A 24,742-nucleotide genomic window follows, 5' to 3' on the forward strand; every position below is an offset into this window, starting at 1 on the left:
CCGAGAGGATCTTGTCCGTTATGGCCGATCAAATGCCATGTTCGATGCCACGATCGATGAAGCGTATGGGGCCAGCATAGAAGGCCTTGGTCAATGCCAACCCCACTGCCAGTAAGCAGACCTTTCCAAGGTCCTAGAAGGATCGACACCGGACGGACGGTCACCTGATACTGAATGTCCGCTACCGGGCGTTGAGCTGATGTCTGCTCATGGCGCGAAGCTGCGGTCTGGAATGGCAGGGTTTGGCCGTAAGAAGCAGGTCCGCTCCGGAGAAGTGCCGCTGCAAAAGCGGACGGGCTCATACCGACCCATGTCAGCCGTACCGACAGCCGTCGGCGCTTCTTAAGAGCGTCCGTTCGCTGACCGTCCCGCAACTCCGGCTCGGGGTGAGAAGCCGACTTCAGAACGCCATGGCGCTCTGGCGCGAGATCCGCGATCAGGGCTTTGCTGGAACTCATCGGCAGGTGCACCGCTACGTCGCCGAGCGCGCACGGTGCCGGCGCCGCGCACCGCCCACAAGTAGCTGTCGCGAACCGACGCGACGAGCGCGGAGGCTCCCAAAGCAGAACCGATCGCCTCTCCGAAGCAACTGGCCTGGACCCTGGTTCAGCCGATCAAGACGTTGCCGCCCCGTGCCGCGGCCGACTCGCTCGCATCCGGCACGACGCCGAAGCAGCACGCGTCGCCGATCTGGCTCGGCGGTTCACGATGTTGGTGCGCGCCTGTGGCCTAGATGGCGACCGACCGGTGGATGCGGCCGGCGAACTCGACAGATGGCTCCTCGAGACGCGCACCTGCGGCGTGGCGGCATTGGAGACCTTCGCGGCTGGCTTGGCGCTGGACGGGCCGGCGGTTCGGGCGGCGCTGACGACGCCCTGGAGCAACGCGCAGGCCGAAGGGCAGATCACTCGGCTGAAGATGCTCAAGCGTACCATGTACGGCCGCGCCAGCTTCGCACTCCTCCACCGCCGCGTGCTCCTCGCTGCCTAATCCACGCAAAGTGCGGGAGAACCGCGAAATCGGGTGAGGATCAGGAGAACCTGTCCCATAGCGCGTCCCTCCATGCGGCATCAGTCGTACCACCACTCAGCGGGACCAAACATCTAGTGGCGACGTTAGGTCACCCCGGCCGGCGCATAGATCGATCGGAAGCGCACGGCGCAGGACCGACGCGCCGGTGCCTCGATGCGCTGGCGCTGGATCAATGCGGGCCTGCCGCCTCCGGACGATGCACCACCATTCTTTTCACGCGCAGCACTTACGTGTTCACGTCGAGAACCCGCGTGCCCACGATTGTTGCTGAGCCAGCGGAGCCGGTGCTGCCGTACCCCGATCTGGAGACCTGCGTACTCTGCAGGTTCTTGATGAACGCCGCTAACACGGCGCCAGAGTCTTGCACGCCTCCTGCGCCTTGCGAAGATAAGTCGGCTGTTGAGGGCCCCGCTTTTGTGGGTCCTTTGGGTTGCGGGACAGTCTCAGGCGTTGTCGCGACAGCGCTGGAGTCGTCCGAGGCAGTGGAACCTTGATTCAGGACTCTCTTGAGCACATCGCCTTGCGAGTCCGTCAGCTTTCCGGATGAAACCTGCGCATCGATGAGCGAACCGAGACGGTCCTGGACCTGCGAGACCTCGAGTTCGGTAGAGGCAGCGGAACCGACGTTGTTAGTTTGAACCGACGCGAGCTTAAGACCCGCTCCAGCAGTGTCCGCCGGTTGAGCCTTGGCGCCGTTGGTGTTCGTACCTGGTGCGTCCGACCTGGCTTCACGATCACGGAAGTACTGCAGGAGCGCCGCTGTGGAGCTGGAGACTGAGGTCATATAGGGCCCGCCGATACGCACGAGGCTACCGACAAGCATTAATGGACCAGCAAGGTTAACGCTCGCTTGTTTGCAAGTGCCGCAGATCCGCCTTTCACATGCGGCTTCTAACCTGTTGCGGAAACGTGAGGGTCACTGAGCCATCATCCGGCTGATCGCAGCGAGCACCTTCGCCTCGCCGTAGGGCTTCGGCACGAAACAAGCATTCCTCGGCACGTCACCAGGCATAGGCTTCACCTTGCCCGATGTCATGACAATGCTGATGCCTGGCCAGCCCAAGTCCACGCAGGCCGCCAACTTGATACCATCGATGCCCATCGGCATGTCGATGTCGGTCAGGATCACACGGATTCCCGGGACCCGCATAAGCTCCTGAACAGCAGACGAGCCACTATCTGCTTCCACCACCTTATACCCGGCGCTATCAAGCATGGCCACGGCTGCCATGCGGGTGACAGCATCGTCTTCGACAACAAGGACCAACGGTTTGCCGCCCAGTGCCCTGCCCATGGTGCTGCCCCCGAGATTTCTTGATTAGTCTGAAACTCCCGCAGTCGACGGCTGCCGCTTACAACCAGTAGGTGTGTGAGTTGCTAATGTCGAGTTAACGGGCCACAAATTCAAACTAACTACAACTAGCGAAGATCAGCTAACATACCTTCTACGTCAACGTGTCCGGATGTCGAGATGGATCGAGGTTGTAGGACGCCCTTGCTAAGGGCCAGTCAGCATGCACTTCAAAGCGAACCAAGATCCAGTGCGCCGGGGCCCTGGTGGAGGTTCCGAGAGTGCATCGCGCCATGGCACGCTGAACAACGCCTCGGCGAAAGCGTTTGGCGCCTCGACGACATCGACCTGCCGCCACGCGCCGCTCAAGCGGGGCTCGCACTTTCCTGCACGGAGCGACGGCGAAGAACCACACTTATGTACCCCAAAGCACAAATGATTTAGGTTATTTAGGCCCTGTATGCGTATCTTTCCTGATGTGACTTGAGCGTAGCTTCTGTATGTGCGTCGGCGGATGCGGCGCGCGACCTAAAGCAGGACGCCTGATATAGCTGGAGTCTCAGCGCCCCCCCCCCGATTGGATTGCATCCATCCAGGCAGGTGAAGGTTCGTGCAAATCATCTACAGTATCGACAGCATGCGAAAATTTCTTCTCGCGGTCTATAGATTAATCAACTTCAACACCTGAGGCCCCGCTACCAAGACTGAACAATTTTAGATACCCTTCGAACGGCGAGACCATATGCATCTGCATCCGATTCGATGCGGAGATGGACGCCGCGCTCGCTGGTCGCAACAACGCGCACGCGCACGGTGCCGATCATCGCCACCTCAATCTCAAGTCGGGTGCCGGGATCAGCCACAAAGTCTTTCGGCACTATCATCAGAAGTCCACCCGTGCTCACATCGAGAATCGCCGTTCGATAGGTGCGCGCTGCATCTCGGACCCGAGCCGAGAGGGTCACCAAAAATCGAGGCGCTTCGCGCCGGTCACCGCCATCGCACATGTCGTTATTGTGATCCGGGCAAATTCAATTCGACACTGGCAGTCTGAAGATGATCCCTTAGAAATCTTCATAGCCCGCATTAGGGTAAAGAGACGGTTAACCTTCCGAGACGAGACTGCGCGCACTTTTGTAACCCAGCGCCCGCGCCGTATCGCAGCCGATGACCGCAGATCAGGCCTTTTCTCATCCCGCTTGCACCTCAACCTGCCAACGCCCGTGGAGCGCCACTGGTCGCCGGGCCTTTCGGCGATGACCGACCCGCGCCACGTGTCGCACGGCTCCAAGGCTGAGGCGCTGCGCCAGGTCGTTGACGCCGTCGCCGGGCTGATCCTGCGCCTCGATCCTGCGGGGCGGGTGACCTTCGCATCCGCGGGCGGGCAGGCATTCCTCGGCGAGGTAGCCACTTCCCTTGTAGGCCGGTTCTTGCACGAAGCCGTTCACCCGGAGGACGAGGTCGCCCTCGCTACTACCGCACAACCGTGCGGCTCCGACACAGCTGTTGTCCGAATGCGCGATGCGGGTGCGCGCTGGGTCGCGACGGTGCTGGTCGTCCGGAACGTCCCCGGCACCGGTGACCGCATCGTCACTATCCGCGAGGCATCCGAGCATGAGCGGACTCATGCGGACCTGCGCGCGAGCCGCGACCATTACCGGGCGCTCGTAGATACGCTGCCGCAACTGGTCTGGATGGAACGCGCCGACACGGGCGAGACGGTCTACGTCAACCAAGCCTTCGAAACCTACTGTGGGCCGATTCCTACCACCCGCGCCGCCCGCACCGACCGGTTCCACCCTGACGACGCCGGCCAGATCGGCGACGCCTACGCCAAGGCGCGCGTGCACGGCCGGTTCTGCGAGGTCCAGGGTCGCGTCCGCGACCGGAACGGTCGCTTCCGCTGGCACCAGTTTGTGTTCCGGCCCCTGCACATGGGCAGCGACCTGATCGGCTGGCTCGGGTCTGCCCTCGACATCGACGAGGTCGTGAGTGCGCGGGAGGCGCTGGCGGAGAAGGGCGAACTCCTGCGCCTTGCTCAGGAAGCGGCGGGGGCCGGGCTGTTCGCCATCGACCTCGCGACTGGCGAGATGATCCTCTCGCCTGAAAGCGCATGCAGGCTCGGGTTGCCAGAGGATCGCCCTGCGGTGGTAGACGTCGCCGATTGGATGCGCCGGGTCGTCCCGGATGATCGCGCGACGACCCTACGGGCGGTGCGGGAGGCCTCTTCGGGACGCAGGACCTTCGACGTCGCGTTTCGTGTCCCCATAGCCGGAGGCGATCGCCGATGGATCCAGGCGATCGGACGCCCACAACTCGACCGGGACGGCGTCGCGGTGCGAATCGTTGGCCTGACTCTCGACATCACCACCCGGAAGGACGGCGAGCGTGCGCTGATCGAGGCCAAGGCGGCGGCCGAGGCCGCACGGATCGAGGCGGAGTGCGCCAACACAGCCAAGACTGAGTTCCTCTCCGCCATGAGCCACGAAATCCGCACGCCGCTCAATGCGGTGATCGGCTTCGCCGGTTTGCTAGCGGAATCCGAGCGTCTCGACGGCGATCTTAAACGTTACGCGGAGCTCGCCGCGACGGCAGGCTCGAACCTACGCACCATCGTCGACGACATCCTAGACTTCGCGTCCGTTGAGGCCGGCGCAGTTAGCCTAGACTCCGCGCCGTTCGCGGTTCGCCCACTGGTCGATGCCTGCGTAGGCATCGTCGGAACGTCAGCGGCTGCAAAGGGCCTCGACCTCGTCGTGCGGATCGATGACGTCATTCCAAGCTCCCTCGTGGGTGATTCCGGGCGACTGCGGCAGATCCTCCTGAACCTCCTCAACAACGCCGTGAAGTTCACGCCTCGAGGCAGCGTCACCATCAGCCTGCGCCATGAAGGGATGAGCCTGGCTGGCGACCTGATCCGATTCAGCGTGACGGACACGGGTATCGGCATCTCGCCTGACCGTCAGGAGCGGTTATTCCGGCGCTTCTCGCAGGCCGACAGCTCGATCCGTCGCGATTACGGCGGCACCGGTCTCGGCCTGGCGATCAGCCGCCGGCTGGTCGAGCTGATGGGCGGCACGATCGGCCTCGTATCGGAGGCGGGCAGAGGCTCGACCTTCTGGTTCACGCTTGCGCTACCCCTGGCGTCCGCCGTCGCTGCGGCCATCCCGTCCCGTTCGTCGCGTCGAGGCAGAGCCGGACGCATCCTCTTGGTGGAGGATGTGGAGATCAACCGCGAGTTGGCCTGCACCGTGCTCAGGGCTGCTGGCCACACCGTCGACTTCGCCACGGATGGTATCGACGCGGTGCGCGCCGTGGAGGCGGCCAACTACGACCTCGTGCTGATGGACGTCCAGATGCCACGCCTCGACGGCATGATGGCTACCCGACTGATTCGCTGCCTGCCAGGTTCAGTTGCCCAGGTACCTGTGGTCGCGCTGAGCGCCAATGTACTGCCGGATCAGGTGGAGGCGTTCCGAGCTGCCGGGATGGATGATCACTTCGGTAAGCCGTTCCAGCCTCAGGAGCTCTGTGACGCGGTGGCACGATGGCTCGACAGGTCGGCCGGCGCAATTCTAGATGCAGAACCGACGCTCGACTGTGAGCGCCACGCGGACAACATGGCGCTGATCGCTCCAGACACGCTGACCCGACTGCTGGGACAATTCCATGAACGCGCCGAGCATGCGTTCGCGAATCCCGACGCAGGCTTCAACGCAGATCCTGCTCGCGCCGCTGCGCTTAAGCCGCCTGGTACGGCGGCCGAGCGTGCGGTCCTGCGCGCGGAGGCGCACGCCCTGGCAGCGGCAAGCGGCCTTCTGGGCTTCATGCCGCTCAGCCGAGCCTGCTTGGCCCTGGAGCGGGCGACCGAGGACGTTGCGTTCGACGAGCTCCTGGTCAGAACCCAGGCCCTCGCTGTCGCGGCCGCTGCCGAGACGCGGGCGATGCTGGCGTGCGGCCTTGTCCCGGCCCGGACCGCGTCGGGAGCGAGGTGATGGCGACGGCAGAACCGGATGGAGTGACCCGTGGCCGCATCGCGATCCTGGCGGACGACGATGAGTTCTTCCGCCTCGCCATGACCTCCCTGCTCACCCGGCAGCTCGGCTTCGCCCGGGTGATTGAGACCGCAAGTCTGGACGAGGCGATCGCCGCTCTATCCGGAACACCTGAGACGGCACTGGCCCTGTTCGACTTACAGATGCCTGGCATGGCGGGTGCAGGCTCGGTGGCGGCCGTGCGCGAGTGCTATCCCGCGGTCAAGGCCGCCATCGTCTCGGCCTCCAACGCACGTGCCGATGTGCTGACCGCGCTGGCTGCCGGCTGCCACGGCTACGTGCCCAAGACGCTGGGTACCGCGGAGGTGCTGCGCGCCGTCTCGGCTATCCTCGACGGGGCGATCTACGTGCCTCCTTTCATGGCCGAGCCACCGCCCAGCGCGTCCGCGCCGCCTGCCGGCGAGGTGGTGCTGACCCGCCGTCAACGGGAGGTGCTGGAACTCATCGTGGCCGGCCGATCCAACAAGGAGATCGCCCGGAGCCTCGATCTCGGCGAGGGCACCGTGAAGGTGCACGTGGCGGCGCTCCTGCGCACCCTCGGCGTTGCCAACCGGGCGGCTGCCGCGGCGGCCGGTCCACGGATCCTCGCGGCCGGACTAGGCCAGTCGGCCTAGTCTCAAATCGCCCATCCACAGGCTGCGCGTGCAAGCATGGTCCGCACGGATGTACGCCAGTGCTTCAAGGGCGGAGCGAGATCTTGGACCTCGTCTTTCGAAGACCACATGTTTAGGCGCCTATAGCGGCTTAGTCCGTCTTTTCGCTGCATCCTAACCGCTTCAGCAAGGACCGATTAAGGCTGCTGGCCGGATCCTAAAGGCGTCCTGCAAGTCACGTAGTGTATCGATATGCACCGTAGCCTCATCGGGTGCGCCGCGGCCCTGGCCACGGCGGGTTGCCCCGTCGCCCAGGCCGCCGACTGGTATACAGGGGCCGAGCCGCCGTCCGGCCCCGACGCCTGGATCGTGGCCGTCGACACCTCGGCCTCCATCGCGTCGCAAGGGTCGCAATTCGCCAGCGCCACCGTGACGGCAGCGCCCGCAGGGGACCTGCTCACCAGCGGTATCCGCGTGCGGGTCGATGGCCTGATCGGCTCATACCGGGCTGAGAGCCCCGGCGCGGCCCACGCCGTCGGCCAGCAGACCGATGTCGCCGCGATGGCCGGCTACGCGCTCGTCGGTCCGGACAGCGTGCTCACCGGCTTCGTTGGGCTGAACGCCCGCCACGACGAGGTCGCGCAGTCCGGGGCGAGCGAGACCACCACGCACACCGGCGTCGGCCTGAAGACGGCCCTGGACTACTATGCCCGGCCGACCGCCTTCACGATGTTCCAGGCGACCGGCTCCTACGCCACGACGTTCAACGCCTATTACGGCCGCGTTCGCTTCGGCATCGCGGCGCTCGCCGGCGGGTATGTCGGGCCAGAATTCACCGCGCTCGGTGACGACTACTACCGGCAATGGCGGGTCGGTGGCCACCTGAGTGGCATGCAGATCGGTGCGGTGCAGCTCGGACTGTCGGCCGGCTACGTCTACGACCACGTCCGCAAGGGCGGTCTCTACACCTCCCTCGATCTGCGGACGGGCTTCTGATGGGCACCACGACGCTGGACAGCCCGGTGACGGGGGACGTCGTGACCGTCGGGACGGCGGCCTCCGCCAGGGCCGCGCGACCGCGCATCCTGATGGGGCTGCTCTGGGCGACCTGGGCGCTGTGCGCCGCGCTCGCCCTCGGATTTCTGGTGCAGCCTGTCGGCCCGACGGCTCAGCTCGCGCTGTGCGGCGCGGCCGGCGCTGGCATGGTCGTACTCTGGCTGCTGTTTCCGCGCCGGGGCCTTGCTCGGATGTTGTTCCTGGCGCTCGGCACGACCGTGGTCATCCGCTACGTCTACTGGCGGCTCACCGGCACGCTGCCGGCGCTCGATGATCCCGTCAGCTTTGGGCTCGGCGTCGTGCTGGCACTCGCCGAGCTCTACTGTGTGCTGATCCTTACGGTCAGCCTGATCATCAACGTCGAGCCGCTGGCCCGTGGCGCGGCGCCGACGCTGCCCGAGGCGGAACTCCCCACCGTCGACATCTTCATCCCCTCCTACAATGAGTCTGTGGAAATCCTGGGCGTTACCCTGGCGGCGGCGCGCAACCTCGACTACCCGGCCGGGCGCGCCTGCGTGTGGCTGCTCGACGACGGCGGCACCGATCAGAAATGCGCCGATGCCGACCCCGCCAGGGCCGAGACGGCCCGGTTGCGCCGGGCCGAGTTGCAGGCGCTCTGCGCCGCGCTGGGCGCCCGTTATCTCACCCGGGCGCGCAATGAGCACGCCAAGGCCGGCAATCTCAACAACGGGCTGACGCAGGCGCGCGCCGACCTCATCCTGGTGCTCGACGCCGACCACGCGCCGTTCCGGCCGTTCCTGCGCGAGACCGTCGGCCTGTTCGCGCAGGACCCCAAGCTGTTTCTGGTGCAGACGCCGCACGTCTTCATCAACCCGGACCCGCTGGAACGGAACCTGCGCACATTCACGAAGATGCCGTCCGAGAACGAGATGTTCTACGGCGTCACGCAGGCCGGCCTCGACAAATGGAACGGCTCGTTCTTCTGTGGCTCTGCGGCGCTGCTCAGGCGAGCCGCGCTCGACGCGGTCGGCGGCTTCTCGGGCATCACCATCACGGAGGATTGCGAGACCGCATTCGAACTCCACGCCCGCGGCTGGACCAGCGCCTATGTCGACCGGCCGCTGATCGCCGGCCTCCAGCCGGAGACCTTCGCGGACTTCATCGGCCAGCGGGCGCGCTGGTGCCAGGGCATGTTCCAGATCATGCTCCTGAAGAACCCGCTGCTGAAGCGCGGCCTCAAGCCGATCCAGAGGCTCTGCTACCTGTCCAGCATGACCTTCTGGTTCTTTCCGCTGCCGCGGCTGATCTTCATGCTGGCACCGCTTCTGCACATCTTCTTCGACGTGAAGATCTTCGTCTCGTCGATCGATGAGGCGCTGGCCTTCACGGCGACCTACGTGGCCGCCAACATGATGATGCAGAATTACCTCTACGGCCGCGTGCGCTGGCCGTGGGTATCCGAACTCTACGAATACGTGCAGGGCGTCTATCTCGCCCGCTCAATCGTCTCGGTGATGCTGTCGCCGCGCAAGCCGAGCTTCAATGTCACCAACAAGGGCGTTGGCCTCGACCACGACCACCTGTCGAGCTTGGCATGGCCGTTCTTCGCGATCTTCGGCGCGCTGGTGGCGGGCTGCGCGACAGCCGCGTGGCGCTACCTCTTCGAGCCCGGGGTGACCAGCCTGATGCTTGTGGTCGGGCTCTGGTGCCTGTTCAACCTCGTGATCGCGGGCGCGGCGCTGGGCGTCGTGGCCGAGCGCCGGCAGCCGGAACGCAGCCATAGCCTGCCGGTGAAGCGGCGCGCCGTCGCGTCGGTCGGTGGCGCGGTGTTCGAGGTGATGGTGGAGCGGGCCTCGGCCGAGGGCTGCCGCCTGCACCGCTGCGACGGCTCGGCGTGGCCGGTCTCGGCCGGGGCGGGAAGCGTGGGCCGGATCGTCCTCGCCGAGGCGGCCTGCGGGCCCCTCACGTTCCGTCAGGGCAGCGGCCTGTCGGGCGAGACCTGGGACGTGACCTTCACGGATTCCAGCCCCGCCATGTTCCGCAGCCTCGCCGAGCTGATGTACGGCGACGTGTCAGCCCTGCGAGCGTTCCTCTCTGGCCGACACCGGCACGAGAACCTGCTATCCGGAAGTCTGCGCTTCCTCGTCTGGGGCGTCACGGAGCCGGTGCGAGCCATCACGTACGCCGTCCGCGACCGCCGCAGCGTCCCGCCCGTCGCGCAACCGCTGACCGCTCCGGCTGTGGCCGCGCCGGCCCGCCCGACCCCGACGGAAATTCCCTCCGCATCGGCAGGGTCAATCCGCGCGTATGCGGCGGAGGAGCCGTCAACGCTGATCGCTTCCCCGGTCGTCGCTCCGGCCATCGCCCCGGATGCCGCGCCCCTGGCCGCTACGGCGGCCGCCGCGACGCTCCCACCTCTGGCGACGGTGCCCGTGCCGCTGATCGTCCCGGCAAGTGCGGAGACGCCCATCCAGGCGCGACGCGCGGCCCCGCCGGCTCAAGCGCTGGAGGCAGGCGCTTCCGTCGGCATGCCGCTCACGGACGCAGCCTGGAGACGCGCGGTCGCCGAACTCGCCGCCGCCGAGGCTCCCGCCGCGCTCACCGTCGCGACTCCGGCTGCAGCCTCCATCGGGGCCGCCGCCGAGACGCGGCTCGACCCTGCGGCCTGGCTCGCCGAAATCTTCGCCCTCGCCGGGGTCGAACGCGCCGAAGCCAATCGCGCGGACCTCGTCCGCGGGCCTGATTTTCGCGCGCTCGGCCGCGAGCCGGTCGCTCCCGCCACCATCCGCTCCGCCGCCTGAGAATCCTATGCGCAACGGTCTCCGCCCGGCTCTCGCGGCCACCCTTCTCACCTGCGCGGCGGGGGCCTCGGCCCAATCCTTCTCGGGGGCCGGACCGGCCCCGGTTCTGATGCTGCCCTCGACCGAACGGGCGGCGACCGTCACCCCGGTCGAGCTGGCTGCCGCCGCGCGGCCAGTTCCGGCCGGCGCAGCCGAGACCGGCCCGACCCTCCGCCGGCCGCCCGCAATCGCGGCGCCGATGCGGCTCTGGGGCGAGAACGGCCGCCTGAGCTTCCCACTCTACGTCACCGAGGCGGAGGCGCGGGCTGGTGGCCGGTTCCAGGTCGGCTACGTGGCCGCGGTCTCGATCCTGCCTGAGACCGCGCGGCTGACGTTCAGTCTCAACGGCATCGAACTGGGTAGCGCCGCCATTGACGGAGCCAGGGGTGCCCGCAGCCTCGGCTTCGACGTGCCGCCGGGGGTGATGTCCCGGGGCTTCAACCGAATCGACATCGCGGTGGCGCAGCGCCACCGCGTCGACTGCTCCATTCCGGCGACCTACGAGCTATGGACACAGATCGATCCCGCGACGACTGGCCTGCTGGCGACGTCCGAAGGGCCGTCCGATCCCGCCGACCTCCCGGCGATCCGGGGCGGACCCGACGGGGCAGTGCCAATCCGCCTGATCCAGACTGGTGAGAAGCTGAGCCTGCGCACCGTGGAGCGGGGACTCGCTGCGCTCCAGGCCACCGTCCTGGCCGGCCGGTTCATCCAGCCGGCGGCGGATTTCGGCCCAACCGCCGAGGATGGCGACGGGCTGGCGCTCGCGGTTGGTCGCGTGGCCGAACTCGCCGGGAGTGTTGATCTGGCGTCGCTTGGCCCTGTGACCGGGCCGCGCCTTGCGCTCCTGCCACGGACGGCGGAGCGCCGCCCCGTCCTGGTTTTGACCGGGCCGGAAGATGCCGATGTGACCGCCGCGCTTGCGCAGCTCAAGGAGCTGTCGCGGGCGGACCCACTCGGGACGCCACGAGGCCTGCGAGCGCTCGCCGATGCCGGCGGCCGCCGGGTCTCGGACGGGGAGACCCTCACCTTCGCGGAGCTCGGCATCCCCGACACGCACGTGTCCGCGCGCACCCATCGGATCGCCTTCGACCTCGCCCTGCCGCACGACTTCATGCCGGCGGACTACGACAAGCTGATCCTGGACCTGGACGCAGGCTACCCGGCCGGCCTCGCGCCTGGCGCCCAAATCGTCGTGGAGATCAACGGCGCGAACGCGGCGAGCGCGCCACTGGGTCGCCCGGGCGGAGAGGCGATGAACCGCCGCGCGGTGTTCCTGCCGCTGCGGCTGCTCCGTCCGGGTTTCAATCGGATCGCGATCCGCGCCGAGTTGCCGCGCACCGATGACCAGGCCTGCGCGGACGAGACGGGGGTCCCCACGGAGCGACTGTTCCTCGCCGGCTCGAGCCGCTTGACCATCCCGCCGCTGGCGCGGGTCGGCCGGCAGCCCGAGATCGCCGAGACCGTCGCCGAGGCCTTCCCCTACGCCGGCTCGGCCCGACGCCCGACCCTCGTCGTCCCGGCCCCGGATCGCGACACCATGGCGGCCGCGGCGACGCTCGTGGCACGACTCGGTCTCGCCGCCGGCCGGGTGCTGCCCTTCGCGTTCGCCGCCGGCCGCGCCGCCATAACCGGACCGACCGTCTTCGTGTCAACCGCTAGGACCCTGGACGGAACCGTCCTGACCGCAGCAGGCCTCGATCCGCAAGCCTTGCTGGACGCCTGGGCCGACCATGAGGCAGCACCGTCACGGGAGAGCGGCCCCGCGTTGCGGCGCCGCGTGCTGCGCACCGACGGCATCGCGGCCTGCAGCGCGCTGGCGCCCCCGCTACCCGAGGCCGTGGCCGAGGCCGCCGTCAAGCCGGACGGGAAGCGGGGGGTGCGGACGGGCGGTCCAGTCCTGGCGGAGGCCGCCGCCCTCATCGCGCAGGGTATCACCGGACCCGCCGAGGACGATCTGCTGACCCTGGTGACGGCCCCCACCGCCGCCAGCTTGCGGGAGGCGGTTGCGTGCCTCGTCCATCCACGGGTTTGGAAGCGGCCGGAGGGCCGCCTCACCGCGCTCTCGTCCATCGACGGCTCCGTGATCGTCGAGGCTGCGGCGGAGCCCCGATACGTTGCCACGCTGCCACCCGCACCAGCCAATCTCCGCCGCGTCGCGGCCGGCTGGCTCTCTCTGCATGCCGGCCTCTACGGCCTGTTCGGCCTGCTGCTGGCGGGCGGTCTCGCTGGCTCAACTCAACTGCTCGTGCGCAACCTCGGTCGGAGATCGGAATGAGCGTCTTCGTGCGCGGCGGCGCCATCCTGAGGATGGTCATGAGCATCCTGGCCATGACGTTCCTGGCCGTGAGCTTGGCCGAAGCAGCGACGGCCGGCCCCGCGCCGCCTCTCGCCGGGGCTCTCGGCAGCGGCGAGGCGTGGCGCGCCTACAAGGCCCGATTCATCACCGAGCAGGGCCGCGTGGTGGATACCGCCAACGGCGGCATCAGCCACAGCGAGGGCCAGGGCTACGGCATGCTGCTCGCCGTGGCGGCGGGCGACCGCGAGACGTTTGAGCGGATCTGGACTTGGACGCGGGCGAACCTGATGGTCCGCGACGACCAGCTTCTGGCGTGGCGCTGGGAGCCGGACAAGCGCCCCGCGGTCGCCGACATGAACGATGCCTCCGACGGCGACCTGCTTGTCGCCTGGGCGCTCACGGAGGCGACCGAGGCGTGGCACGATCCCTCGCACCGGGTTGCCGGCCGCCGGATCGCCGTCGAACTCGGGCGCAAGCTGATCCTGCCGCGCACCCCGCAAGGTCCGCTGATCCTGCCGGCGGTGGCAGGCTTCTCCGCCGAGGAGCGTCCCGACGGTCCGGTGGTCAACCTATCGTACTGGATCTTCCCGGCCTTCGATCGCGTCTCGCTGCTCGCGCCTGAATTCGACTGGAGCGCGCTGACGCGCAGCGGGCGCCGCCTGCTCGCGGCCGCACGCTTCGGAGCCGGCCGGCTGCCGGTCGAGTGGGTCTCGCTGTCCGGGTCCGCGCCCCGGCCCGCGGCCGGGTTCCCGGTTGAGTTCGGCTACAACGCCCTGCGCATCCCGCTCTACCTCGCGATGGCGGGCGTCACCGATCCGGACCTTTACGCGCCGTTTCTCGCCCTGTGGCAGAAGCCCGACACCGGCCTGACCCTGATCGAGACGGATACGGGCCGGGTCGCGGCGCGGCTCACTGAGACCGGGTACGCCGCCATCCCGGCGCTCGCCGCCTGCGCGAGCCGCGGGGCGCCATTTCCGTCGGCTCTGATGCGCGTGCGAACCGACAGTGAGAACTACTACCCCGTCACCCTGCACCTGCTGGCCCTTGCGGCCCTGCGTTCGAGGTATCCGACATGCGCGCCGCGCTGATCCTCGCGGTCGCCTTGTTGGCCGGCGCGCCCGCCATCGCCGGGACGGCCGACGCCGCCAAGCCGGACGAGACCGCCCTGCGCTACTACGCGAGCCAGCATCAGCGCGCGCGGGTGGAGGCGGAGACCGAGCGGCTGCGACGGCGCTATCCGGGCTGGCAGCCGCCGGCCGATCTCTGGACCGCGCGCGCCGGTGGCGAGGATGAGGACGGGCTCTGGGACCTTCTCGCGGCCGGCCGCGATGCGGATCTCGGGACAGCGCTCGTCACCCGGGCCAAGGCTGAGCCGGGCTGGAAGCCATCGGCCGCGCTGCAGGCCGCCGTGGCTGCGCGCGCCCTGCGGCAGTCCTGTCTGTCCCTCGCCAGGACTGGCCGCTGGGCCGAACTCGCAATCTTCTCGGCGGGCCGCCGGTCCGAGATCGAGGCAGCCGACGCGGAGGTGGTCTGGGCCGCCGCCGAGGCCTACGGCCGGACGGAGCGCCAGGGACTGGCCCTTGACCTGCTCCGCGCCGTGCTCACCGCCGGCCGCTTCGGCCCAGAGGAGCGGCGGGTCAGTCTCCTGCGGGCGATGCAGATCCTGCCGATGTCCGACGTCGACCAACTCGCCGCGCTCGGGCCCGCCCGGGACCTCGACGCGATCCGCGTGGACCTCGTCCGCGGACGCATCGGCGCGGTGCTCCACGACGAGGCCGGCCAGTCCGTACCGCCCGAGGACCTCGCCGTTTTCCAGGCTTACGCGGAGACCGCGCCCGACCCCGATCAAGCGGCGCTCGTGGCTTGGCTCGCCTTCAAGCGGCACGACCTGCCCACCGCCCTCACCTGGTTCAAGCGCGCCATCGCCCGTGGCGGCGACGCCATGGTGGCGCACGGCCTGGCGCATACTCTGCGTCTCCTAGGCTTGCGCCGTGACGCGGAGGACGTAGCCTATGCGTGGCGCGAACCGCTGGTGAACAACACCCTGCTGTTCATCGATCTTCTCGAGGCGGATCTCACGCAGGAGGACCCGCCCGCTATCGAACCGGAACGCCTGAAGCGTTACGCCGAGGTCACCCTTGCCACGGCGTCGGGAGAGGGTGCGCAGGCGCTCGCCTGGTACGCTTACAACCGCTGCCAGTTCGACACGGCGCTCAGCTGGTTCCGGCGTGCCGTGGCGTGGTTCCCCAAGGAGGCTACGGTCTACGGCTACGCCCTGTCGCTGCGTCGGATGCATCAGGAGCGCACGTTTCTGGACGTCGTCAATCGTTACGACGGATTGTTCCCGCGGGTCGTCAGCCTCCTGTTTCAGTCAGCGGTCGGCCGACCGATGTCCTGCGAGACCGCCCCGACCCGGGTCGCCAGGACCGTCACAGGCCCGGTATCCGGCTATCTCGACCTCGCATCCCCGGTCGGAGCGGCGAAGAGCGGGCGCGTGCCGCAGCCCGACGAGGTCATCGCCAACCGTGCGTCGGCGGCCCCCGTGATCCGGCGCAGCGACTTTCCGGTCGCCGTGCTCATGGAGAACGACCTGCGCGCCGCGCCCACCAACAGTCCGGTCGCCGACGCGCACTGGTCCGACCGACCGCGGGGCAGGCCCCCGACTGTCGCCCGGCGCGTGCCCGGCATCGGGCCGATGCCTTACGAGCGCTACGGCTTCTCGCTGCTGCCGGCCTGGAACGGAGCCGAGCAAGCCAGTCAGCCCAGCGCCGCAGAGAGCCCTGCGCCACGCGGGACGCTCTGGGCGGACGAACGTGCCGCCCAGGCCGACGAGCCGGCGCGCGGCCAAGTACAGGCGCCTACAATCCCGGAGCGAGGCGCCCCGACGACGACCGGTTCAATCGGCGCGCCGCAAGTGATGCGTAACCAGATCGTGCGAGAGAAGGCCCCGTGACGCTCACCATCCGCACATACCTGGCCCTGGCGTTGACCGCCCTCGCCCTCGGCGCCTGTACGGCCCGCGACGAGGTGCGCTCCTCATCAGGCGGTGCACGCTATGCCAGCCTGGACGCAATCGCGGACGGGCGGCGACACTCCGCGCGGGCGACCGCACCGGCACGGCCAGCCACGCCGGTCGTCGTCCTGCCGGACTGGATCGGTCGCCCGGTGCGCCTGCAGGAGCGCGACGCCGCGGACGAGTTCGAGCAATCCGTGTCGCTAAGCCTCGCGCCGCGCGGCGGAACACGGGAGAACCTCGTGCTGCTGCGCATGTCTCACACGGAAGCCGGCGCCGAGGTGGTGAGTGGGGATCTCGTTCCCGGCGGACGGCCGACCGAGGCCGGGATTCGCGCCGAATTGGCGGCGGCCTTCCCGGGCACGGTGATGCACGTCGTGACCCACCCCGCCGCGAATGCCTACGGACCTTACGGGCTCGCGGTTGGACGGACAGCGGGGGGCGCCCGCTGCCTGTATGCCTGGCAATGGATCGCGGCGGCGCCGGAACTCGACCCGGCGTCCAGAAGGTCCGCCTCGCTATCGCTTCGGGTCAGGCTTTGTCGCGCCGACATCCCGCTCGACGCGATGGCGGCGGCAGTGAACCAGATCAAGCTCGTGACGCGTTACGAGGGGTCTCCCGTGATCGGGACACCGGCTCCTCGCGCCCCCTCGGCGGCGCGCCGGCACGCGCGACCCCGCACCGTCGTCGGGTCGCCGGACCCGGCACCAGCCGGGACCGCCGGGCAGGCCGCCACCTTGCCGGCGGGCCGGCGCTACCTGGGTATACCCGACGCGGCCGCAACTCCGGACGATGGGCGAGCCCTCCGGGATGCCGGACCCGGCCCGGCGGCGCTAAGCCGGGCCTTCGTTGGCGCCCAGCCCCCCGCTCCGGCCGAGGCGATCGTCGCGGACCTGCCGCCGGAGGCGCTCCGCGGCCCGGTCGCTCGTGCCGCGGCCCGCCCATGAGGACCGCATGACCGACCGAATCCTGCTGGTCGAGGACGACCCCGGTTCGCGCGACCTGATCGGCACCTTGCTCACGGCCCGAGGCTACGCGCTCGACAGCGCGGCCGACGGCTTCCTGGGGCTGCGCCAGTTGAGTGAGCGCCGCCACGGCATCGTGTTGATCGACTATCACCTGCCCGAGATGGATGGCTACGCCCTCGCGCGACTGATGCGCGAGATCATGGGAGTGCATGGCCACGTCCGCCTCGTGGGGATCACGGCCGACCGCCACGGGCTCGCCTCCCGCCGCGGCGCGGACGCGCTGTTCGACGCGATCCTGGTCAAACCGATCGAGCCCGAGCTGCTCTACGCCACGCTCGACCGCCTGCGAGAACAAGATGAGCCGCCAGCGGCGCCGGTCGCCGTGGAGCTGCCGGCCGAGGCGCTCTGGCGCCGACGCGGAATGGCTGGACGACCGCGGGCCGTCCTGTACCCGGATCTCGGCGCCGAGGCCATCGCCGCCGTGAGCCACGCCTTTGTCGTCGGCCCCGTTGAGGACGCCGAGGTTATCCTGATTGGCGCAGAAGACGGCCTCGCGCAGCTCCGGGCCCTCCCAGCCGGCAGCCCCGGACATCTTCTGCCCGCCATCGACCTCACCGGTCGTTTCGAGCGAGGCTGCGACGCGACTTTCCGGGTGAACGACCCGAAGGCGTGGACTGGGCTGGCAGAGATCTGTCGCGCCTTTGGCGAGCGCCGCACGGGCCTCGCCGCGACTATCCGGAGTAGCGATGCAGCCGCCAGCCAGTTACTCGCCTGGCTTTATGTCGGTGAGCGCAGCCTACCCTTGTCCGCCAATAGAGTGCCTGCAACCATCCTGGCGGCCGGGCTCGCTCACAGCGCGGCGATGGCGGCTATACTGTCTCTGAAAGAGCAAGATCTGGTGGCGTGCGAACCGGCTGAGGGTGGACTTTTGGTACGACTAACCTCAGCCGGGCTATCTGCCGCGACGGCTGGCATGCCCGCCGCCGCGACCCTGTTGCCAGATTCCAACCCGGACCCAATCTGCGACCAGGAACGGGTCCAACGCCTCCGGGAGGCGATCGGCGCGGCTGAGGTAGAGCGCCTGACCGGTGATCTATGCGTGCGGATCGAATCTGCGTTCCCGACCGAGGCGACACGCCCGCTTATCGCGCAGGAAGCGCACGCACTGATCGCCATGGCCGGCAGCCTCGGCTATACGCGCTTGGCAACAGCGTGCCGGACCCTCGAAGCTGCCGCCTCGTCGGGAGCGGACGAGACGGCAGCCCTTCGACAAGCTAAGCTGGCGATTGCTGATGTTCTCCGGATGCGATCCGCCGCGTGAACCTCTGAACTCGCTGCGCCATGAACTGCATCTATGCGAATGGTCAGTTGCAGCTGGTAACGTCCGCTTACGGAACAACGTCACAGCCAGCTGAATGACCGCGATGGGCGCGAAGCGGAACGCCTGCTTCTGGACGCCGAGCCAAGTTCCGCCAGCTGCGCGAATTCGGAGCTTGAGTGCCCTAGCCCACACCGCAGGTAGATCGGTTCACCGTCGTAGGTCGCTGATGCCGAGTTCGGTCCACATCCAGCCGAAGTCGTAGCTCGCCATCGGATCGCTGGGCGCGCGGCCACGCCTGCTCTCGCTCTCCAGGAACTTCAGCCAAGCCGCCGCCTTCTCGCGCCCCGCCTTCGAGCGCACGCTGGCGCGCGGGGTCTTGTCGCCCAACATGCCGACTGGCTGATCGAGAGCAGCGCGGTAATGGCCGCTCAGCCCCTCGTGCACGAGGCTCGTCTGCAGGTCCGGTGGAAGCTCCACTTCATGGGGCGGAGCCTCCTTCTGAGATGAGGCCATCGCCTGCGCGACGGTTTGGATCTCGGTCAGCGGCGAGCGCACCAGACCTTCCAACAAAGGTGTGAGAAATGCCTGTGCCCGCGTGGCCCGATCCGCCGAGTTGACGCTCACCAGCAAGCCCGTCTCGATCAACTCGATGGTGCCCAGCACCGTGCCACCGTTCTCAAGCGTCACGCTGTAGGTCTGCATCGTTCCGGTGCCGGCCGTACCGGTGTTCCGTGGCTTCGAAGCTGGACGAGACCCTGTTTCGAGCCAGTTCCAGAATGTGTCGGTCTCCTCCCGCAGGTCCGGCACGGTGCGTAGTCGCGCCCGCACCTCGGCCACGGCTATCCTCGGCAGGAGTGGGTACCGCATGGTGTGGAACGCGATCTCGGTGCCCTCGCTGTTCACCAGGGTCGGTAAGCTCGGATCCAGCAGCCCGGGCAGGATGTCTGCGAGCCACAGGTTGGTGAACAGCGGCGCCGCGTCGGTCAGGAGGAGTGTGTCCAGGACGCTCCGGTCGGCATCGGCCGGCAGATCCCCCTTCCGCGCCAGCTTCTCGAACTCACGACCGGCGCGCTTGGCCGAACTCTTCAGGATGCGCAGCACCTCCTCGGAGGCATCGCGCCCGAACGAGAGCACACCGCCTGCCATAACATGCGAGCCGCCGTGCTCGACGATGCGTGCGCCGATCCGCTCCCAAGGCGCGAGAGATCGACTGGCCGTCCGCTCCGTGATGCGGACCGGCTCGCCTCCGCGGACCAGATCACGGGCCAGGAAACTATCGCCGGGAACGAGGCCGCTGACCTCGTACAGGCTCATCACGGAGCGGCGCAGCGCCTCCATGTAGCGCCTGTTGGCGACCGGCTCCTTCCAGCCACGGCGCTTGAGGTACGCGTAGACCAAGTTGACGTCGTCGGGTTCGACGGTGCGGGTGAGGAAATCCTCGAAGGCGCAGCCCCACAGCGTCATGAACTGAGCCGGACCCAGGAGGCTCTCCAAGTCCTCCAGCTCCAGGTCGGCTTGCTCGCAGGCTGGCCCAACATGCAGCCAAAGCGCCTCCTCGAACGGCTCCCGCCACTCCTCGCGCGTGAGCCACTTGATGAGACCTGAGAGCGAGGAGCTGCTGGGCATGGCGGTTCCGGAAGCTCACGCCAGGGTAGCGGCTGGTGCTCGACGATCCAAGCATCCCGGCTCTGCGAACCCTTCTGCTCGGGGAGGCACACAGTCCAGGAAACGAGAGAGCTGCCGCCGTTGCTGCCGAGCTTAGATCACAGGCCCGCGAGCCCTCGCTGCGCCTGGAACCACAGGGTGCGCGAGGCGCTGACCATATCGACCGCAGCGGGTTGTGGAACCGGAAGCGAACCATGGCCGACAGAGCGAACGCCGAGCCTCCACTGACCGTCGATCGCCGCGACTTCGTCAAGCTCGCCGGCGTCGCCGCAGCTGCAGTCGGTACGCCGGCCACCGCGGCCTTGGCCCAGGTCGCGCAGACCGAGCGCGTCACGTCACAACCTGCGCCGCCTCTCGTGGCCGACGAGACCACCGCCGACATCTTGGTCGACACCCTGATCACCTGGGGCGCCACCCACGTGTTCGGCATCGTCGGCGACGGCATCAACCCGATCGTCGAAGCCCTGCGCAAGCGTCAGGACAGGATCGCTTTCATCGGCGTTCGCCACGAGGAGGCCGCCGCCTTCATGGCCGGCGGCATGGCCAAGCACGGCGGTCGCCTGGGAGTGTGTCTCGCCACGACCGGACCCGGCGCTGTTCACCTCATGAACGGCCTCTACGACGCCGCCTACGACAACGCCCCCGTAGTCGCAATCACCGGCACGACCTTCCACGACCTGGAAGGAATGCGCTTCATGCAGAGCGTCGACACCGTCAAGCTGATGCAGGATGTCGCGCTGTTCAACGAGCGTGTCACCGGCCCCGCCAACGCTGTGATGCTCGTCAACCGCGCTTGCCGGGCGGCACTTGCCGGCAGGGGCGTCGCGCATCTCACCATCGCCAAGGACGTGCAGCGCCAAGTCCTCTCAGCCGACAAACCCTCGCCCGAGAACCATGGCGGGCGCACCTCGTCCTCTTGGTCGCCGCCGATGGGCACCCCGCCCGCAGACCAGCTTCGGGCCGCCGCAGAGGTCATCAATGCCGGCAAGCGCATCGCCATACTGGCTGGTCAGGGCTGCGCAAACGCCGTGCCGCAGCTGCGCCGTCTGGCCGGGAGCCTCGGTGCGCCGGTCGCCAAGGCTTACCTCGCCAAGGCGCTCCTGCCTGACGACGATCCGCTGACCACCGGCGGTATCGGCCATCTCGGCACGGCGCCGTCGCAATGGGCTATGCAGGCCTGCGACACGGTCCTGATCCTCGGCTCAACCATGCCGTGGATCGACTACTACCCGAAGCCCGGTCAGGCGCGGGGCGTGCAGATCGACATCAAGCCGGATCACATCGGCCTCAAGTACCCCGTCGAGGTCGGCCTGACCGGCGACATGGGCGCGACGCTCGACGCGCTGATGCCGCTGCTGAGGGCGGAGCCCGACCGCGGCTTCCTCGCCGAGGCGCAGACGCGCATGCGCGATTGGCGCAGCCTGCTCGACCGGGTCGAGACGACCCAGAAGGGGCCGCGCCTGCGGCCGCAGACGGCGATGCGCGCGCTCAGCGACTTCGCGCCGGCCAACGCCCTGTTCAGCATGGATTGCGGCGCAAACACCCATTTTGCCGCGCGCCACATCCAGATCCGGGACGATCAGAGCTGGACGGGCTCGGGCACGCTCGTGACGATGGCCTCGGCCCTGCCGCTGGCCATCGCGGGCGCGTTCGCCCATCCGGGTCGCCCCTCGATCGCGGTCGCGGGTGATGGCGGCCTGGCGATGCTGATGGCGGAGCTGTCGACGGCGGTCCTGCACGGGCTCTACGTCAAGGTCATGGTGCTCAACAACGATGCGCTGGCGCAGGTGAAGGGCGAGCAGCGGGAGATCGGCGCGCAGGAATACGGCTGCAAGTTGGGTCACATCGACTTCGCGGCCTATGCGCGTGCGGTAGGCGCCAAGGGCTTCAGCGCCGGCAGCGTCGCCGATCTCAGGCCGGCGGTGCAGACGTGGCTGTCGACGCCAGGCGCGGCGCTGCTCGACGTTCAGGTCGATGCTGAGGAGGAGAGCCAGAGGCCCGACAAGGTCACGGCTTGAGCGGAAGCCGGCTGCCGCGCAACGGAGCCTCTTCTGGCGGCCAAAAGCTCATCTTCGGGATTCGTGCATTCGAGGCCTGATCGGTCATCCAGGCGGCTTTGCGCTTGTAGCCGTCAACAGGCCGACGAACTAGCCAGCCTCTCGCCGATGAGCGAGTACTTCCGTGGCGCCACCAGCAATCACGGATGGAGGACCAGCTTCTGCGGGCGCCAGTTCAGCAGTTCGCCGACGTAGATCTCGTTCTCGGACGGGCAGGCGATCTCGTGGATCCAGCCGAACTGCTTGAGCTGTTTGCCCGTCTCGCCGAGCACGCCCAGCACCTTGCCGTCGAGCGACAGCTTGTAGATCCGCCCCGGGAAGGCGTCGGCGACGTAGAGGACCTGCTTCGGTCCGGGTGTGATGCACAAGGCCCAGGGCGCGCCCGGCGTGAACAGGTCGACCGTGGTGCGATCCTTGGCCGGCTTGCCGCGGATGATGGCACGCGCCTTGTCGTAATCGAACGGCACGTCGATCTTGATGATCCGCTGGATGTGGCCAGCGGTGTCCATCACCTGGATGCGAGCGTTGCCCCGATCGGCGATGTAGATGTTGTCGTTCGCGTCGGAGGCGATCGAGTGCAGGGTGCGAAACTGACCCGGCTCGGTGCCGTAGCTGCCGTAGGAGTCGACCCAGTTGCCGTCCTTGTCGATCTTGGCCACGCGTGAGTTGATGTAGCCGTCGCTGATGTAAGCGTTGCCGGCCTTGTCCCAGGCCACGTCGGTGACCTGCCGGAATTGACCCTGCACGGGCGGCAGCGGCGGCGTGGGGTGCTTCCAGGGTTCGGCAGTCTCGTCGGCGGCTTCGGTTTTGCGGCCCCAGACCATGGCGACGCGGCCCTCAGGGGTGAACTTCACCACCATGTCCGAGCCCTTGTCCAGGACCCAGATGTTGTCCTCGTGGTCGACGCGCACGACGTGGGCGAAGGACCAGGCGTACAGGCCGTGACCGATCTCCCGGATGAAGGTGCCGTCGGGATTGAACTCCAGGAGCTGGGTGGCAGCCGCGCCGTAGGCGGGCCCCTGCGTCGCCCCGCGCGACAGGATGAAGATGTGCCCCTTCGAGTTCAGGGCGATGCCGGCGACCTCACCGAAGAAGATGTCCGGCGGCAGCTTCAGGAAGTCCGGGACTGAGTCGAACGCGATCTCGGAAACCTGCGTCGCGGTGGACGAAGGTGACGCTGCTGAGGAAGCAGGTGCCTCGCCTGCTTTGATCTCGTCGGCGCGCACGGTGGGCAGCATCAGGGCGAACACGCCCACAGCAACGCACAAGGAGCGGATCATCTCAGGCTTCCTCACGGGCCAGCCGGTTCGATCGCCGAGCTTGGCCACGCCGGCTTAGCCCTAAAACCGACAGCTCGGAAGCCGGCGCTCGGTGATCACTGCGGATCGGCACCAATCTCACGCAGGTATGCGGCCGTCGCCGGATGCAGCCAAGCGGCCGGCACGTTCGAGACGAGATTGCGCGGATCGCTCTCTCGGCCCTGAGGATAGAGCCTGGCCAAGGTCTCTCGACCTCGGTCTGTCGCGCGCACGAGCCGGGTGACGGCGGCATCGTCCAGCTCTGGCCGAGCGAGGACGAAACTCCAAGACCCGACGGTCTCGATCGCTGCATCCTGTCCGCGGAAGGAGCCAGCCGGGACGGTCAGGCGGCGCATCGAGGCGCGCAGGGCCAGGATCTTCGGGATCGCTTCGGGCGCCGGGCCGAAGAAGCGGGCGCCGCCGGGCGCATCCGCGAGGGTCTTGAAGCCCGGCCAGCCGAGGCTCGCGCCCCACAAAGCGGCTGCTCGGCCGTCGAGAACCTGTGTGGCGCCCTCGCCAGCGTCGTCGAGGAGGATCGGCGTGATGTCGTGGTCCGGATCGATGCCGGAGCCTTGCAGCACGGTTCGCCCCATGATCGTGAAGCCCGAGCCGCGCGTGCCGAGAGCGACGGCACGGCCGCGCAGATCCTGCACGTTCTGGATCGGACTGGAGGCTGGGACCACAAACATGCCGGGCGAGGCGTCGATGGGGGCCACGACCGACATGCCGGTCCCGTCAGCCCGCCCACTGGACAAAGCCTCGTAGGCATACTCACCCTGTACGAGGGCCAAGTCGAGCTTGCCCGCTTTCAGCAAGGTCAGGTTTTCCGCTGAGCCCTTCGTGATCCTCGGCTCGATCATCACACCTGAATCGGACTTACTGACTGCAGCAATGAGCGCTCGGCCGAAGGCGGGGAATGAACCACCGGGCGTTGCCGTCCCGAGCGTCAGATGCAGCTCTGGCTCAGATCGTTGAGCCCGCGCGGGTACGGTCGCAGCGAGGGTGATGATACCGAGGAGCAGTTCACGTCGCTGTACCATGCTGCTCTCCATCAACGTGCCAGTCGCGACGCGTCCACCATCGCTTCAGGTGCCCGGCGAATTTCAGACAGTCCACGGGAACGGAAGTTCCGCTGACGGCGCAATCTCGTGCTGAGGCCTTTGCTGAGGTGGCGTCCGCTTTCGGGATCCTGCCCGCGACGCCTGAACAGCTGGAACGGGCGCGAAGCCGAACGTCTGCTTCCGGGCAGACCGCCAATTTCCACACTTGGCGCGGAACGGACAGCCGCCTCCC

At 67.9% G+C, this 24,742-nt stretch carries 15 protein-coding genes and 1 pseudogene; 11 read left to right on the forward strand and 5 right to left on the reverse strand.

All coding sequences use genetic code 11. The features are described from left to right. Positions 1–401 precede the first annotated feature (401 nt). A pseudogene (locus MKL09_RS26915) lies at positions 402–990 on the forward strand (transposase); the annotation flags it as partial. Positions 991–1,948: 958 nt separating this feature from the next. On the opposite strand, the gene MKL09_RS26920 reads toward MKL09_RS26915, so the two are convergent. Then, a complete protein-coding gene (locus MKL09_RS26920; protein WP_244025070.1) occupies positions 1,949–2,326 on the reverse strand; it encodes a response regulator in 378 nt (125 codons plus the stop codon). 692 nt (positions 2,327–3,018) lie between these two features. Next, on the reverse strand, positions 3,019–3,330 hold the full coding sequence (locus MKL09_RS32425) for a PilZ domain-containing protein (RefSeq protein WP_409566995.1): 312 nt from the start codon (positions 3,328–3,330) through the stop codon (positions 3,019–3,021). Between the two features lie 507 nt (positions 3,331–3,837). Here MKL09_RS32425 and MKL09_RS26925 point away from each other — a divergent pair. The 9 genes from MKL09_RS26925 to MKL09_RS26965 all read left to right on the forward strand — a co-directional run bounded on the left by MKL09_RS26925 (position 3,838) and on the right by MKL09_RS26965 (position 18,429). After that, complete coding sequence (locus tag MKL09_RS26925) at positions 3,838–6,318, forward strand: ATP-binding protein (RefSeq protein ID WP_409566996.1); 2,481 nt, start codon at positions 3,838–3,840, stop codon at positions 6,316–6,318. After that, on the forward strand, positions 6,318–6,992 hold the full coding sequence (locus tag MKL09_RS26930) for a LuxR C-terminal-related transcriptional regulator (RefSeq protein ID WP_244025072.1): 675 nt from the start codon (positions 6,318–6,320) through the stop codon (positions 6,990–6,992). The genes MKL09_RS26925 and MKL09_RS26930 overlap by 1 nt, the downstream gene beginning before the upstream one ends. A gap of 231 nt (positions 6,993–7,223) precedes the next feature. Next, on the forward strand, positions 7,224–7,967 hold the full coding sequence (gene bcsS, locus MKL09_RS26935; protein WP_244025073.1) for a cellulose biosynthesis protein BcsS: 744 nt from the start codon (positions 7,224–7,226) through the stop codon (positions 7,965–7,967). A 92-nt stretch (positions 7,968–8,059) separates the two neighbouring features. Continuing rightward, entirely contained in the window at positions 8,060–10,789 is a 2,730-nt protein-coding gene (gene bcsA / locus MKL09_RS26940) for a UDP-forming cellulose synthase catalytic subunit (protein WP_244025104.1), read from the forward strand. Positions 10,790–10,796: 7 nt separating this feature from the next. After that, positions 10,797–13,106 carry a cellulose biosynthesis cyclic di-GMP-binding regulatory protein BcsB gene (locus MKL09_RS26945; RefSeq protein WP_244025074.1) on the forward strand — a complete coding sequence of 770 codons (2,310 nt, stop codon included), beginning with the start codon at positions 10,797–10,799 and terminating at the stop codon, positions 13,104–13,106. Positions 13,107–13,138: 32 nt separating this feature from the next. After that, positions 13,139–14,215 (forward strand): glycosyl hydrolase family 8, encoded by a 1,077-nt coding sequence (locus MKL09_RS26950; RefSeq protein WP_409566997.1) that lies wholly within the window; start codon positions 13,139–13,141, stop codon positions 14,213–14,215. Beyond that, a complete protein-coding gene (locus MKL09_RS26955) occupies positions 14,200–16,080 on the forward strand; it encodes a hypothetical protein (RefSeq protein WP_244025076.1) in 1,881 nt (626 codons plus the stop codon). Before MKL09_RS26950 ends, MKL09_RS26955 begins: the two co-directional genes overlap by 16 nt. Beyond that, positions 16,077–17,087 (forward strand): cellulose biosynthesis protein BcsN, encoded by a 1,011-nt coding sequence (bcsN, locus tag MKL09_RS26960; protein ID WP_244025077.1) that lies wholly within the window; start codon positions 16,077–16,079, stop codon positions 17,085–17,087. Before MKL09_RS26955 ends, bcsN begins: the two co-directional genes overlap by 4 nt. A 7-nt stretch (positions 17,088–17,094) precedes the next feature. Further along, positions 17,095–18,429 (forward strand): response regulator, encoded by a 1,335-nt coding sequence (locus MKL09_RS26965; RefSeq protein ID WP_244025078.1) that lies wholly within the window; start codon positions 17,095–17,097, stop codon positions 18,427–18,429. A gap of 207 nt (positions 18,430–18,636) precedes the next feature. On the opposite strand, the gene MKL09_RS26970 is transcribed toward MKL09_RS26965, so the two are convergent. After that, positions 18,637–20,055, reverse strand: a complete 1,419-nt coding sequence (locus MKL09_RS26970) for a hypothetical protein (protein ID WP_244025079.1) — start codon at positions 20,053–20,055, stop codon at positions 18,637–18,639. Positions 20,056–20,288: 233 nt separating this feature from the next. On the opposite strand from MKL09_RS26970, the gene MKL09_RS26975 reads away from it, so the two are divergent. After that, positions 20,289–22,112 (forward strand): thiamine pyrophosphate-dependent enzyme, encoded by a 1,824-nt coding sequence (locus MKL09_RS26975; protein ID WP_244025080.1) that lies wholly within the window; start codon positions 20,289–20,291, stop codon positions 22,110–22,112. Between the two features lie 179 nt (positions 22,113–22,291). On the opposite strand, the gene MKL09_RS26980 is transcribed toward MKL09_RS26975, so the two are convergent. Both MKL09_RS26980 and MKL09_RS26985 read right to left on the reverse strand, forming a co-directional pair. Then, positions 22,292–23,431: a peptidyl-alpha-hydroxyglycine alpha-amidating lyase family protein gene (locus tag MKL09_RS26980; protein ID WP_244025081.1), complete on the reverse strand. Its 1,140-nt coding sequence runs from the start codon at positions 23,429–23,431 to the stop codon at positions 22,292–22,294. A 95-nt stretch (positions 23,432–23,526) separates the two neighbouring features. Continuing rightward, positions 23,527–24,489: a TAXI family TRAP transporter solute-binding subunit gene (locus MKL09_RS26985; protein ID WP_244025082.1), complete on the reverse strand. Its 963-nt coding sequence runs from the start codon at positions 24,487–24,489 to the stop codon at positions 23,527–23,529. Positions 24,490–24,742 lie beyond the last annotated feature (253 nt).

The organism is Methylobacterium sp. J-048, assembly GCF_022829515.1.
Taxonomy (GTDB): Bacteria; Pseudomonadota; Alphaproteobacteria; order Rhizobiales; family Beijerinckiaceae; genus Methylobacterium.

Excerpts from the sequence above, each read along its gene's own strand:
- MKL09_RS26920 (WP_244025070.1), bottom strand. The coding sequence starts at position 2,326 with ATGGGCAGGGCACTGGGCGGCAAACCGTTGGTCCTTGTTGTCGAAGAC.
- MKL09_RS32425 (WP_409566995.1), bottom strand. The coding sequence starts at position 3,330 with ATGTGCGATGGCGGTGACCGGCGCGAAGCGCCTCGATTTTTGGTGACC.
- MKL09_RS26925 (WP_409566996.1), top strand. The coding sequence starts at position 3,838 with ATGCGCGATGCGGGTGCGCGCTGGGTCGCGACGGTGCTGGTCGTCCGG.
- MKL09_RS26930 (WP_244025072.1), top strand. The coding sequence starts at position 6,318 with ATGGCGACGGCAGAACCGGATGGAGTGACCCGTGGCCGCATCGCGATC.
- bcsS (WP_244025073.1), top strand. The coding sequence starts at position 7,224 with ATGCACCGTAGCCTCATCGGGTGCGCCGCGGCCCTGGCCACGGCGGGT.
- bcsA (WP_244025104.1), top strand. The coding sequence starts at position 8,060 with ATGGGGCTGCTCTGGGCGACCTGGGCGCTGTGCGCCGCGCTCGCCCTC.
- MKL09_RS26945 (WP_244025074.1), top strand. The coding sequence starts at position 10,797 with ATGCGCAACGGTCTCCGCCCGGCTCTCGCGGCCACCCTTCTCACCTGC.
- MKL09_RS26950 (WP_409566997.1), top strand. The coding sequence starts at position 13,139 with ATGGTCATGAGCATCCTGGCCATGACGTTCCTGGCCGTGAGCTTGGCC.
- MKL09_RS26955 (WP_244025076.1), top strand. The coding sequence starts at position 14,200 with ATGCGCGCCGCGCTGATCCTCGCGGTCGCCTTGTTGGCCGGCGCGCCC.
- MKL09_RS26965 (WP_244025078.1), top strand. The coding sequence starts at position 17,095 with ATGACCGACCGAATCCTGCTGGTCGAGGACGACCCCGGTTCGCGCGAC.
- MKL09_RS26970 (WP_244025079.1), bottom strand. The coding sequence starts at position 20,055 with ATGCCCAGCAGCTCCTCGCTCTCAGGTCTCATCAAGTGGCTCACGCGC.
- MKL09_RS26975 (WP_244025080.1), top strand. The coding sequence starts at position 20,289 with ATGGCCGACAGAGCGAACGCCGAGCCTCCACTGACCGTCGATCGCCGC.
- MKL09_RS26980 (WP_244025081.1), bottom strand. The coding sequence starts at position 23,431 with ATGATCCGCTCCTTGTGCGTTGCTGTGGGCGTGTTCGCCCTGATGCTG.
- MKL09_RS26985 (WP_244025082.1), bottom strand. The coding sequence starts at position 24,489 with ATGGTACAGCGACGTGAACTGCTCCTCGGTATCATCACCCTCGCTGCG.